Origin of the sequence: Sphingobacterium chungjuense, from assembly GCF_011316935.1 — a bacterium.
Taxonomy (GTDB): domain Bacteria; phylum Bacteroidota; class Bacteroidia; order Sphingobacteriales; family Sphingobacteriaceae; genus Sphingobacterium; species Sphingobacterium chungjuense.
Genome location: NZ_WLYS01000001.1, coordinates 708,783 through 722,509, shown reverse-complemented (window position 1 = coordinate 722,509; position 13,727 = coordinate 708,783). Strand labels below are relative to the sequence as shown.

At 43.8% G+C, this 13,727-nt stretch carries 8 protein-coding genes and 2 tRNA genes; all 10 read left to right on the top strand.

Annotated elements, in window-relative coordinates:
* The 10 genes from GKO22_RS03300 (at position 1) to GKO22_RS03255 (ending at position 13,701) form a co-directional block, all read left to right on the top strand.
* The gene (locus tag GKO22_RS03300) at positions 1–1,239 is read left to right on the top strand and encodes an exo-beta-N-acetylmuramidase NamZ family protein (protein WP_166332655.1); all 1,239 of its coding nucleotides are present in this window, start codon (positions 1–3) and stop codon (positions 1,237–1,239) included.
* 41 nt (positions 1,240–1,280) lie between these two features.
* On the top strand, positions 1,281–2,105 hold the full coding sequence (gene murQ / locus GKO22_RS03295) for an N-acetylmuramic acid 6-phosphate etherase (protein WP_206367788.1): 825 nt from the start codon (positions 1,281–1,283) through the stop codon (positions 2,103–2,105).
* A 10-nt stretch (positions 2,106–2,115) separates the two neighbouring features.
* A complete protein-coding gene (locus tag GKO22_RS03290; protein WP_166332943.1) occupies positions 2,116–3,624 on the top strand; it encodes a sodium:solute symporter in 1,509 nt (502 codons plus the stop codon).
* A 91-nt stretch (positions 3,625–3,715) separates the two neighbouring features.
* Positions 3,716–4,531, top strand: coding sequence for a purine-nucleoside phosphorylase (locus GKO22_RS03285; RefSeq protein ID WP_166332654.1), 816 nt, complete (start codon positions 3,716–3,718; stop codon positions 4,529–4,531).
* A 51-nt stretch (positions 4,532–4,582) separates the two neighbouring features.
* Positions 4,583–6,610: a putative porin gene (locus GKO22_RS03280; RefSeq protein ID WP_166332653.1), complete on the top strand. Its 2,028-nt coding sequence runs from the start codon at positions 4,583–4,585 to the stop codon at positions 6,608–6,610.
* A gap of 132 nt (positions 6,611–6,742) precedes the next feature.
* Positions 6,743–8,740 (top strand): FUSC family membrane protein, encoded by a 1,998-nt coding sequence (locus tag GKO22_RS03275; RefSeq protein WP_166332652.1) that lies wholly within the window; start codon positions 6,743–6,745, stop codon positions 8,738–8,740.
* A gap of 108 nt (positions 8,741–8,848) precedes the next feature.
* Positions 8,849–8,926, top strand: a tRNA-Val gene (locus GKO22_RS03270).
* A gap of 12 nt (positions 8,927–8,938) precedes the next feature.
* Positions 8,939–9,013 (top strand) — tRNA-Val (locus GKO22_RS03265).
* A 244-nt stretch (positions 9,014–9,257) separates the two neighbouring features.
* Positions 9,258–10,397, top strand: a complete 1,140-nt coding sequence (locus tag GKO22_RS03260) for an ROK family protein (RefSeq protein ID WP_166332651.1) — start codon at positions 9,258–9,260, stop codon at positions 10,395–10,397.
* A gap of 49 nt (positions 10,398–10,446) precedes the next feature.
* Positions 10,447–13,701, top strand: a complete 3,255-nt coding sequence (locus GKO22_RS03255; protein ID WP_166332650.1) for a SusC/RagA family TonB-linked outer membrane protein — start codon at positions 10,447–10,449, stop codon at positions 13,699–13,701.
* Positions 13,702–13,727 lie beyond the last annotated feature (26 nt).

Below are 13,727 nucleotides of genomic sequence, written 5' to 3'. Positions count from 1 at the left end.
ATGATCTACGCTCGACTTATTATCATCTTCCTATTAGGCGGTCTCTATCAAGTAAGCTGTTCTTCTGGTGCTAGCAAAAAATCGGCCTCTTCGTTGGAATCAAGAGATTCTGTAAAGTCCGAAGCGCAACAATTACTCACCGGTGCCGATAAGACGGCGGACTATTTGCCTTTGCTTCAAGGGAAAAAGGTTGGACTCATGGCCAATCAAACTTCCATTGTTGGCGACACGAGTACGCATCTTGTCGATTTCTTATTAGCGCAAAAAGTCGATGTGAAATTCGTATTCGCGCCAGAACATGGCTTTCGTGGGCAGGTAGAGCGCGGCGAAAAAGTCGACAATGAAGTAGACAGCAAAACGGGTATTCCACTGCCCACTTTATATGGTGGCAATGACAAGCAAGATGAGATCGTGCAATCTATCGACGTGATGGTCTTTGATCTGCAAGATGTGGGCGCACGATTCTATACATACATTACATCCTTGCACCGGGTGATGGAGTTGTGTGCCAAACACAACAAACCACTCATCGTATTAGATCGTCCGAATCCGTGTGGCGATCAAGTCGATGGTCCGGTACGATCGGATGATCGTTTTAAAGCTAATATTTCTTATCATAAAATTGCCATGGTGCATGGCTTGACGATTGGAGAGCTGGCGCAGATGATCAATGGAGAACGCTGGCTCGAAGAAGGTCGCAAATGCGAACTACATATTATTCCGGTGGAGCATTATACACATTCGACCAGATATGTGTTGCCCGTTGTGCCATCGCCAAGTTTACCGAATGATGTGTCGATCAGATTATATTCATCCCTCTGTTTATTTGAAGCAACTGATTTTTCCATTGGTCGAGGCACGGATTTTCCTTTTCAGGTTGTCGGTTATCCAGATCGGGTGTTTGGCGACTTTACATTTACACCAAGCGAAAAATCGGGCATGGCCAAACACGTAGAAGGAAAAGGGCAGGTAAATTATGGATTGGATCTGCGCGGTATCGATCCCGATCAACAGCAGTTTACGTTGCGCTACCTGTTGGATTTTTATCAGAAAATGCCGGATAAAAAGCGATTCTTTACCCGCCCGGATTTCTTTGACAAGCTGGCAGGTACCGATCAATTGCGACAGCAAATTATCGCCGGTAAGAGCGAAGCGGAAATCCGAGAATCATGGAAAGAAGAATTGACCGCCTATAAAACGATGCGCAAGAAATATTTGCTGTATCCAGATTTTGAATAAGAGGCCGAATTGCGGCATCACTATATATTATTGACCATATTATGATCATTAGAACGACCGAAAAAGAATCGAATCACCAAGGATTGGATAAAATGTCGACCACCGAATTGTTAACCAATATCAATCGAGAAGATCAAACGGTGCCCCATGCGGTGGCATTGGCTATTCCAGCGATTGAAAAATTAGTGGATATCACTGCAGATCGGATGAAAGCGGGTGGACGCTTATTTTACATTGGGGCTGGCACGAGCGGTCGCTTGGGTGTGGTCGATGCTTCGGAATGTCCGCCCACATTTGGTGTACCGGCCGATTGGGTGATGGGATTGATCGCCGGTGGCGATACGGCGATCCGCAAAGCGGTGGAAAATGCAGAAGATGATGCCGAGCAAGCCTGGAAAGATTTGGAAGCATATGACATTAATTCGAAAGATACTGTAGTCGGCATCGCCGCTTCGGGGACGACACCTTATGTCATCGGTGGATTGCAGCATGCGAATGCTGCCGGTTTGGCAACGGGATGTATTGTGTGTAATGCTGGATCGCCTATTGCTGCTGAAGCGCAATATCCCGTAGAAGTGGTTGTCGGACCGGAATTTGTCACTGGCTCGACGCGGATGAAAGCAGGAACAGCACAGAAATTGGTGTTGAATATGTTGAGCACCGCTGTGATGATTAAGCTTGGCCGGGTCAAAGGAAATAAAATGGTGGATATGCAACTATCGAATCATAAATTGGTCGGCCGTGCGGTACAGATGGTGATGGACGAAACGGGAGCGAACGAAACCACTGCAAAGGAATACCTAGACAAATATGGCAGCGTGCGCGCTGCAGCTACGCAATACGAAGCAGATTTGAAAAACTCTTAACGCCCTCATGATGTCGCCGATTATCTTATTATGTTTCCTGATTGTATATTTTGGCGTGCTGCTATCCATCGCGCATTTCACGTCCAGAAAATCCTCTGACAATGCCACTTTTTTCGTAGCAAATCGCAATGCGAAGTGGTATATGGTGGCTTTCGGAATGATCGGCACCGCACTTTCTGGCGTGACGTTCATCTCCGTGCCCGGAGCTGTCGGAGCCAATAATTTCAGTTACTTCCAGTTTGTGCTGGGCAATGCTATCGGCTTTGTATTGATCGCCTACGTCTTGTTGCCGTTGTATTATCGCTTAAACCTCACCTCGATCTATACGTATTTAGAAGAGCGGTTGGGCCATCGTAGCTACAAGACTGGCGCCATGATCTTTTTGATTTCGCGGACTATTGGTTCGGCTTTCCGCTTGTATCTGGTAGCCATCATTCTGCAAAAATTCATCTTTGATGCATGGAATGTGCCTTTTATCGTTACCATTGCTATTTGTCTTTTGTTGATCTGGTTGTACACTAATAAAGGCGGACTGAAAACCATTATCATTACCGATTTATTGCAAACATTCTTTTTGCTGTTGGCGGTTGTATTGTCGATCTATTTTATGGCAGATGGATTGGGCTTGTCTATGATGGAGGCTTTTGAAGCAGTCAAGGAAAGTAGTTATTCGAAGATTTTCGTGTGGGAAGACTTTCTAGGATCGCGCAATCATTTTTGGAAACACGTGATTGGCGGGGCATTTGTTACGATTGCGATGACAGGGTTGGATCAGGATCTGATGCAGAAGAATCTGAGTATGCGTACTATTGGCGAAGCGCAGAAAAATATGCTGACCTTCACGGGTATCTTTATCGTGATCAATTTGTTTTTCCTCTGCGTTGGCGCGCTTTTATATATCTATGCCGCGAAGAATCAAATCGATCTTACGGCAATGCGCACGCCAGATTACCTGTATCCAGAGATTGCGCTTAATTATCTGACGGTGCTACCTGGGATTATTTTTATGTTGGGACTTACGGCGGCGACGTTTGCCACCACAGATTCTGCATTGACGGCCTTGACGACGTCCTTCTGTGTAGACTTTCTAGGATTTAATAAGAAAGCAGACCCAAATGCACCACATTTGATTCGCCAGCGGAACTACGTTCACGCGGGGTTTTCGGTCATCATGCTTCTGGTGATTATGGCCTTTCGGATCGTGAATGATGACTCGGTGGTGAATGCTATTTTCACGGCGGCCGGCTATACGTATGGGCCTTTGTTGGGCTTATTTGCTTTTGGGATTCTAACGCGACTGCGTGTGCGGGATTCCTTGGTGCCGATCATCAGCGTGATTTCACCGACGATTATTTTTCTGGTCATCAATACAGATTATCTGTTTTCATTGGGCAGCTACCAAGTAGGATTTGAGCTGATTATTTACAATGGTTTGCTCACTTTTCTGCTGCTACTGTTAAGCTCGCCGGGCCGATTGAAATTAAATCCTGAGGTGGTGCAAGAAATACCAAAGCGATAAGGCGATCGTTAAAAGAACTTAAAGTAGCTGATGTATTATTGCGTGGCTAACAAAATTCGTTTATGTTTGAGAATAGATCTATATTTTGAGTATGCACGATAGTTATAATGAAACCATTGCCTACATCCGTCGTAAAATAGGTGATTTTGTACCTGAGTTTGGTATTGTCTTAGGCACCGGTTTAGGAAAGTTGGTTAATGAAATTGATGTTTCCTATCAATTGATGTATTCCAATATTCCAAACTTTCCGATCTCTACCGTAGAGTTTCACTCTGGGAAATTAATCTTTGGGCAATTGAATGGTCGCAACGTGGTCGCTATGCAAGGTAGACTGCATTATTACGAAGGCTATGATATGCACGAGATCACTTTCCCCATCCGTATTATGAAGTTGTTGGGAATCCAGAAATTGTTTTTGTCCAATGCTTCTGGATCTCTAAATCCGGATATTAAAAGAGGCGATCTCGCGATCATAGACGATCATATCAATCTGTTGCCTGATAATCCGCTGCGCGGATCAAATAATGAAGATTTCGGGCCACGTTTTCCAGATATGAGCCAACCTTACGATCGTGGCATGATTGAGCAAAGCTTGTCGATCGCACATAATTTGGGTTACAAGGCTCATAAGGCCGTGTATGTTGCCGCGCCCGGGCCAAACTTAGAAACACGTGCCGAATATCGCTATATGCGCATTATTGGAGGTGACATTGTCGGGATGAGCACTGTGCCGGAGGTAATTGTTGCGCATCATATGAGTGTTCCAGTGTGTGCAATCTCGGTGGTTACTGATGAAGGATTTCATGCGAATCTGCATCCGGTTTCATTGCAGGAAATTGTTTCGGTTGCTACAGAGGCCGAACCCAAATTAACGCGACTGTTAAAAGAACTAATTGTGTTGCAATAATTTGGCGCATAAGATGTATTTTTGTCTCAATTTGCCGGGAATTTACTAAAGATGATCTTGTTGAGGGCGTTTCTATTGTGTGTCGTGTTTTGTTGTTTGTCTTTTGTGGCTGTTGCACAAGAGCAAGAGTTCAGTTCGGCATTGGATTCTGCGCGAGCAGCAGAGGATAATAAGCAAGATTCGGTCGTTTTTTCGGCGCGCTATGTGCGGTACACTACTTTAGCGGCACTGAAGCAACGCACGCAGACTTTCCAGATCGACACCACGCATCACAATTTTCAGTATTATAATAAACAACTGCAACCTTGGAATCCCAGTATCAATCTGGGCGCATATGGTTTAGCGACCCGGGATTTATTATTCAACCCGAACAAAAGTATTGGTTTTCAAACCGGATATAATGCCTTAGATCGTTATTTAGTGAAGGCCGACTCGGTGCAGTACTATCGCGCCCGCGCTCGTTATTCGGAACTGTATGCTGTTGGATTTTTCTTTAATGACCAGATCTTCCGAGCAAAGCTAGCGCAGAATCTGCACTCTCGTCTCAACATCGGTGCCGAATATAACGCGGCCAATACAGATGGTTTTTATCAGAATCAACAATATAGTGACCGAAAAGGAAGCGTATTCTCTTGGTATGAATCACCCAGTTTACGATACAACCTCTTGACGAATTTTACTTTCAATACGTTGGATGCCTCAGAAAACGGTTCTATTGTGAATGATGAAGTATTCTCCAATAACCCGGAAAGTAGAGGTTCATTAAGTGAAATTCCTAATCTTCGGGGCGCCAATGCGGATCGTCCGAGGACGAAATGGAAGGATATTGGTTTTTTTATGCGGCAATCGCTCTATCTTGGTCGCATAGATACGATCAATAAGAATCTTCCAGAAATGGAGATCCGGCCTACCAATGTCATGGCGCACAACCTCTATTTGCAAAATCGGCGTTATATGTTTTATAAGAATGAAGCCGATGCCAATGGGATATTTCCACTCAACAACTTGGTGCAGGTAGGCGATACCACGAAAGTAACCACATTGACGAATGAATTTACGTATAGTTTTTTTCTACGTAGTCCTTCGTTAGCCAACGAAATTAAGCTGGATTTGGGTTTTCAGAACGACCTGATCTGGTACGGCGAAGATAGGCAACGTGATTCGAATAGTATCGCATTACTGCAGGATACGATCTATCGAACAACGTTCCAAAATAGTATGGTCAAGGGGCGTTTAGGTTATCAGTTTTCGGATCGAGTAGATGTAAGCTTGGGTGTAAACCAAATAGTGTTGGGGGAGAATTTTGGAGATTTTCTCTACGAAGCACAAGCTAATATTTCTGGCGGCGATAATTTGGGGTATATACAATTAGGCGCGTATACGCAAAGTAAATCTCCAGAAATGATTTTTCAGCGAGCCAACTTGTCGTACCATCAATGGCGTCCGGAACAGACTAACTTTACTAATACAAGAACGCAGAATCTGTCGTTTTCCTATGTAAATCCAAAGTTGCGCTTTACAGGTAAGGCTGAGTACTTTCTGATGGATGGATTCCTCTATTTTAGAGAAGTGGCAAATCCGCAAGACGATCCTGCTTTGAGCCGCGTTATTGAACCAGCGCAACATGGAGCGCTTAATTTGTTGAAGCTAACCGTGACACAAAATTTTAGCTTTAGAAAATTTCATTTGGATAACAGAGCGGTTTATCAGAAATCTGATGCCATGGACGTGCTAGCTATCCCGGAATTATATACCTGGCATAGCTTTTACTATGCCGACGTACTTAGTGAGGTGCTAGATTTTAGATTAGGATTGGATGCCCGCTTCAATACACCATTTCGTAATCCTTCGTATGCACTAAATGCGGGTCAGTTTTATAACGACAACGCGGGAATAGAGTTCTCCACTTATCCCATTTTTGACATCTGGGCCACAGCCAATATCAAACGAGTCAACCTGTTTTTGAGTTACAACTTCGTAAACCAACATATCGCGCCGAACGGTTTCTATACCGTTAGAAGGTATCCGATGCAGGATGCCAACATCCGCTTTGGATTATCGTGGAAATTCTACGATTAATTTATTAGACCGCAATCAATTTATGCTTTGATCTTGTTTAGCTATGGTGTGATGCCACACATCAGGTTATCAAATTAATATGCGTACTTTTGTGGAATAATGAACAATGTGCAGAATATAGTTTTAAATTTCTTGTCAAAGTCAAAAGAAAAATTGGATTTTGAGCATATTCACTTGTTTCTTTTAGGGGAGCATGGTGGCGATGCTTTGCGGAATACTTTAGCGACGATACTGCCCGGTTTGATTCTTTTTTATTTTGGTTTTCTAGACGAGGCGATCATGATTGGGTTAGGTGCATTGTTTGCTGCACTCACTGATTTGCCAGGCAATCGTAAAGACAAAGTGCGATCGTCGCTATGGACGATTCCGTTTTTCGGTATCACGGCATGGATCACGGCTAGTACGATTGCCATTCCGGTTGTGTTGATCTTGTGGCTGATAACAGCAGCATTCGGTTTCACGATGATTTCTGTCTATGGTGGTCGCTTCGCTGCCATGGGATTGATGGGGTTGATACTAGTAACGTTCACAGTCGGTCTTTGGCCGGCAGATCCGTTGACGTACGGATTGTACATCGCCTTGGGTGTATTTTGGTATTTTATGATCAGCGTGCTACAGGTGCTTTTATTTCCGTATCGATCATTGCGGTACGCAATGGCAGATAGTTTTTACCGAATGGCTGTGATGCTAAAGAATAAAGCGCAGTTCTATGATGAAAACGTGCCGCTGGAGAAAGCGTACAAAGAGTTGGGGACGTTGCATTTGCAAGTGAGCGAACAGCAAGAGAACGTGCGAAATCTTTTGCTTCGGGAAAAACGGTTGACCGATTCTTCCTCTGATATGAGTGAATATTGGATCAAACAGGGTTTGGGTGTAACCGATTTATATGAATTGTTAGCTGCATTGGATCATGATTACGATTCGATTCGAAAGCTATTGGCGCCTTTGCAGGTATTAGAATCTATTCGAGCCTTAATACTATTATTATCGGAAGAAGTGGATTTCCTATCTCGCGAAAGTGCGCACAGTCTTCGAATGACCAAGCGCCATACGAATGAGGCGGAAATAGCGCAGATCATGCATAAATTATCCGCAAAACTCGACACGCTTTCTGGGGAAGCAGCACAAGTATTAGGGGCGACTATTCGGAATTCACGCTCCATAATCGCATGTATTGCCCGAATCCGATTGGTGCTGAATCGGCAAGATACGCAGCAAAGTGTGTATGGTCAGTATAGTTACTCACGTTATATAGCACGTGCTCCGCGTGGTGTCAGTGCACTACGCAATCAGTTTTCCTTTCGTACCGCCGTATTTCCATTCGCTTTACGTTTGGCTGTGATGTTTGGCGTTGGCGGCAGTATTGGATTGCTTTTGCCAGAGTATCATTATACGTATTGGATATTGATTACGTTGGTCGTCGTAGCCAGACCTGGATTTGCTAATACCAATATTCGGAATACCCAGCGGATTATCGGAACGCTTGTTGGCGTTCTGTTGGGTTCGGTATTGCTATTACTGATATCGTCACCAGTGGTATTGCTACTGTTGGCCGTGTGCGGATTATTTGGTTTTTTCTTCTTCAATAGGATCAATTATATGCTCAGCGTGCTTTGTTTAACGCCGGGAATCATCATGGCTTTGCATGTCTATGAAGGCAATATGGTCGATATATTGGGAAGCCGCATTGTCTTTACATTAATTGGAAGTTTATTAGCCTTGGCAGGATGGTTTTTCATTCCGGTACGGCAAAGCAAAGGTCTGAAAAAACTGGCGGCTGATGTGGTAGATAGAGGAGAAGTGTACCGCAAGTTGGTACAGCAAAAATTAAGTCGGGCAGATGTAGATGCGAATGATCTTCGGTTGGCCCGAAAGATGGCACACGGTGCATTGGCAGCATTCTCTTCGGCGATGGATCAAGTGCGTCGCGAACCAGGCGCAAAACGCTGGAATTGGCGACGGTTGTATACATTCCACTCGCTGGCATATCGCGCCAATTCGTTAATGATCGGATTATCGGTAGCGGCTGCGGAAGTGGGCAATGAGCAGGATGCTGTGGCATTGTTGCCGCGTACAGCTTCAGTTGACGCATTGCATGCTGATCTTCTGAAGCTGTCGGCGGAATTGTAGAAATCTATCTCCCTGATAATCCGTATGATTGGTTTTTTATTCTATTTATTTAGATAAATAGTTTTGAAAATCAGATTTTAGGCATATATTTGCACACGCAAACAGAAAGGAGAATTAGCTCAGCTGGTTCAGAGCACCTGCCTTACAAGCAGGGGGTCACTGGTTCGAACCCAGTATTCTCCACCAAAGTAAAAACAAGGAGGATTAGCTCAGCTGGTTCAGAGCACCTGCCTTACAAGCAGGGGGTCACTGGTTCGAACCCAGTATCCTCCACTCCAAAAAAGCATCAAGAAATTGATGCTTTTTACTTTTAGCTAAAGCGCCTATACTCTCCGCGCTCAAAAACCAAAATCCTAAAATTGTATCGACATTTCAATACCGCCTTTTCTATCTCGCATATTTAACTTTATAATAGTTTGTAAAAAAATTAAAAAGCTCTTGTTAATTAATTATTAAATTCAATATCTTTGGTGCGTCCTATGAAGACCTTTTTATGAATGCGGCGCAAACATTGGTAATGAAGAGTTTATGCTTTGCTAAGATGCAAGCGGTTGCAGATATGTCCGCTCGCACAGGTAAGAGCATACCTAATGTTACTAAGGTAATCAACCAACTCACTGATATGGGCATTGTGCTCGAATGCGGTTACGCGGTATCGAGCGGTGGCAGAAGGCCATTACAATATCGTCTCAACCATCAAAATCTACCCAACGTACTTTCTGTTTCCATAGATCAGTATTACACGAGTGTAGCGATCTATGATGTATCATTTGAAATTTTAGGAACTGTCAAGACGATTCGTAATCCTGTTACAGATGGCGAAGCATGTGTCGCTGCGATCAAAGCGATGATTGCCGAATCGCTGGAGGCGCATGTCGGTCAGCCGATTATGGCTATTGGATTGACTATTCCGGGCTTTGTGGATTCGGCTAGCGGGCAAAACCATTCTTACGGAGCAAATCACCCTTTATTTAATCTATGCAAAACTATTCAAGATCATTTTGGAATCCAGACTTGGGTGGAGAATGATTCGACTGCGATTGCGATTGCAGAGAAGCATTTTGGTGAAGCGCAACGATCGCAAGATGTGTTGGTCGTGAATCTCAACTGGGGCGTAGGTCTGGGTATGATTATCCATGATCGTCTGTTTAAAGGGCACAGTGGTTATGCAGGCGAATTCAGTCACATTCCACTATCGGACGAAAACACCTTGTGTTCCTGTGGCAAAAGAGGCTGCCTTGAAGTAGAGGCATCGCTTACTGCTGCGGTCAAATCTGCAAGCCTACGGCTGAGTGAAGGAGAAATTTCGGCGCTGCAAAGTGTGTATAGTGTACAGGGAAACATCCGCGGCGATCAATTGATGGATGCAGCCAATGAGGGCGATCAATTGGCGATGGAATCGCTCAACAAAATAGCTTTCATGTTGGGCAAAGGTGTAGCTACGCTAATCCATATCATCAACCCCGAATATGTCGTAATATCTGGTCGTGGTGCGAAGGTGGGGCGCATTTTACTGCCGCAGATTCAGAGCGCTTTGATGAAGTATAGCATTGATCGACTTTCGAAACATACAAGGGTATTGATTTCAGATTTAAGTCAGGTGCAATTACTCGGTGGGGCATGTGTGGCTTTGGATAAAGCCAAGTGGAGCATTTAATAATCCAATGAAGAACAATTAAACAATTAACCATAAATACAAACAACAAATGAGCAAATTTCACAACAAATGTTGCGCTCTACTACTGCTGTTGCTATGCGTATGTACAACAGTTACGTTCGCGCAGCAAGCTGTCAGCGGTCGCGTCATGAGCGCAGATGGTCCACTCTCGGGTGTGACGGTTAGTGTGGTAGGAACCAGTCGGGGGACGCAATCAGACACCGATGGTAAGTACAGCATTAATGTAGCTGCAGGAGAGGTTTTACGCTTCTCCATGATTGGTTTCGTATCACAAGATTTTACGATCGGAACGAATAGAGCGATCAATGTCGTGCTAAGAGAAGAAGCAGGAGAAGTGGGTGAGGTCGTGGTAACTGCGATGGGTATCAAACGCGAAACCAAAGCCTTGGGTTACGCTGCTACGACTATTTCTGCCAAGGAATTGACCGAAGCGGGCAATACCAACATCGGATCGGCATTGTATGGTAAAGCGCCAGGTGTGCAGATCACGACAGCACCAGGTGGTGCTTCGAGTGCGGTAAACATGCAAATTCGTGGTATCAATTCCTTGAACTACAATCGTCAGCCTTTATTTGTGGTAGACGGTGTCATGATCCGTAACGATCAGCAAGGCGGTGCGGCTGGTGTGAACAACACGGGTGGTATCACTAATCCGGGTGGACAGGCGATCTGGTCTGACAATAGAATCCGTGGTAACGGTATGTTGGACATCAACCCGAACGATATCGAGTCGATGACGATCTTGAAAGGTGCCAGTGCTACGGCATTATACGGATCGGATGCGGCGAGTGGTGTTATTGTTATTACCACTAAAAAAGGATCTAAAGATCGTGGATTGGGTATCGACTTTAACTACACAGGTTCGGTTGAAACAGCGGCATTCTTGCCACGCTTGCAATATGAGTATGGCCCAGGATATGATGCTGCGACAAACTTGCAAGCGGGTGCTAACGAAGAAGGTTGGATTACCAATAATCCTTCTTTCCCAGGTGAGCGTCTGTTGAATTACAATGCTTGGGGACAATTTGGGCCTAAATATGACGGCGGCGATGTACGTTGGTGGGATGGCTCCGTACGGGCCTATTCTCCAAACAAAGGAAACTACGGCGACATCTTTCAAACAGGTCACAACAGCAACTTCAATGTGAGTATTTCTAACCAAACAGAGAAGTTAAACTACCGTTTCTCTGCGACCAACATGGATTATAAAGCCATCGTACCGGGAAGTAGACAAAACAGAAGTACATTCAACTTAAACAGTAATGTAAAACTGCATGAAGATTTAAGTTTAGATGTGGTAGCTTCTTATATCTCTACTAAAACCAAAAATCGTCCAGGGCTGATGGGCGATGTATTGGCTTCTTACGGCGGATTTTTCAGTGGTGCAGAGGATGTTGCCAAAATGCGCGACCAATTGTACCGTACTTCAGATGGGTACAAATTTTCGACCGTTGGATCTAACCGTCCAGAAGAATTTCCAGTAGCTTATCGTGGGGTAAACTTATTAAATTACTTCTGGCAACAGAATCGTAATGAATATACCGAGAAAGAAGATCGTTTCCTATCTAGTGCGACGATGAACTGGAAGATTATCGACAAGTTGAGTTTGAGAGGTCGCCTCGGAACGGATGTGACTTCATTGAATATCGAAAACAAGGAGCATAATGAGTATGCAACTCGTTTCAATGAGACGAATAGTACTGGTAGATATGCTGTCAACAAAGGTTTGTATTCTATCGTATACGGAGATGCATTATTAACGTATGCTGATAAAATCTCTGATGATGTAGATTTCAGCCTGAGTGGAGGTTTCCAATCTCGTATGGAAGACTACAACGATCAATCATCGAGTACAGAGGGTGGTTTGGTTACGGCAAACTGGTTTAGTTTGAACAATACCTTTGCGCAAGCAACTACTACGAGTGTACGTAAGCAATTGATTAAATATGCCTACTTCGGGTTGGCTAATTTTAGCTACCGCAATTACCTATTCTTAGAAGCTACTGGTCGCCAAGAATACTCTTCGGCATTGCCTTCGCAAAATAACCCATACTTGTATGGATCGGTCAATACCGGTTTTGTATTTACGGAAGCATTTGAAATGCCAGAATTCTTCAACTTTGGTAAACTTCGTGCTTCATACGGTCTTGTTGGTAATGATGCACCAATGTATGTATCTAATATCGCCTACAAACAGAGTGCTATCATCACTGGAAATGGTCCGGTACCAGCATTAAATGTGAATGAGAACTACGGTAATTTTGATCTTAAGCCAGAGATGAAAACGGAAGTAGAATTTGGTTTGGACTTGAAGTTCTTAAATAGCCGCTTAGGCTTAGATGTGTCTTATTATAATAATAAGATCAAAGATCAAATCATGCCATTGTCCAATGCTTTCTCAACCGGAGCAGTAACACAAATCGTGAACGTTGGTAATATCTCTAACCGTGGTTGGGAAGTTTCCTTGACAGGCACGCCGATTCGCAGTGAGCACTTTACTTGGAATGCACGTTTGAATTTTGCGAACAACCGTTCTCGCTTAGATCAATTGATCGATGGAGTTCCACGTTTGATTTTCTACGATGCGGATCAAAGTTCCATTCGTTTGGAAGCAAGACCAGGTGAGTTATTAGGAAATATCTATGTACATCCACGTGCTACCAATGCAGATGGGCAATTTTTGATCTCTGACGAAGGTAACTACATCATCGACAAAAGCACGTATATCAAAGCAGGTAATATTATGCCGAAAGCGATTGGTGGTTTGAGCAATACTTTTGCTTACAAAAACTTCGCTGTAGATTTTACCGCAGATTATCGTTTTGGTGGTCAGATGATCTCTACACCACATAAATATGCATATGGTGCAGGTCGTTTAGAAAGCACATTGGAATACCGCGAGACAGGCATTACTTTAGATGGTGTGAATGAAAATACTGGTGAGGCCAATAATGTAAATCTTACTGGTGCAGAATATTACATGAACAACTTCTATTGGGGTAATGATGCTTGGAATGAAAAAGCAGCCGTTTTAGACAACAACTTCATCAAATTACGTGAAGCAGTTATTTCTTACCGTTTGCCAAGTGCATTCAGCGAACGCTTGAAATTAAATAATGTACGTGTATCATTGGTTGGTCGTAACCTGTTCTACTTCTATAGATCGATCAAAGATATTGATCCAGAAGCTCCAGTCGGAAATTTCTGGTACTCGCAAGGTATAGATATTGGTTCTACCGCAGCCACTAGAAGTTTTGGCTTCTCATTGAATGCTAATTTCTAGGACGTACAGCAGTTAAAAAAGAAACA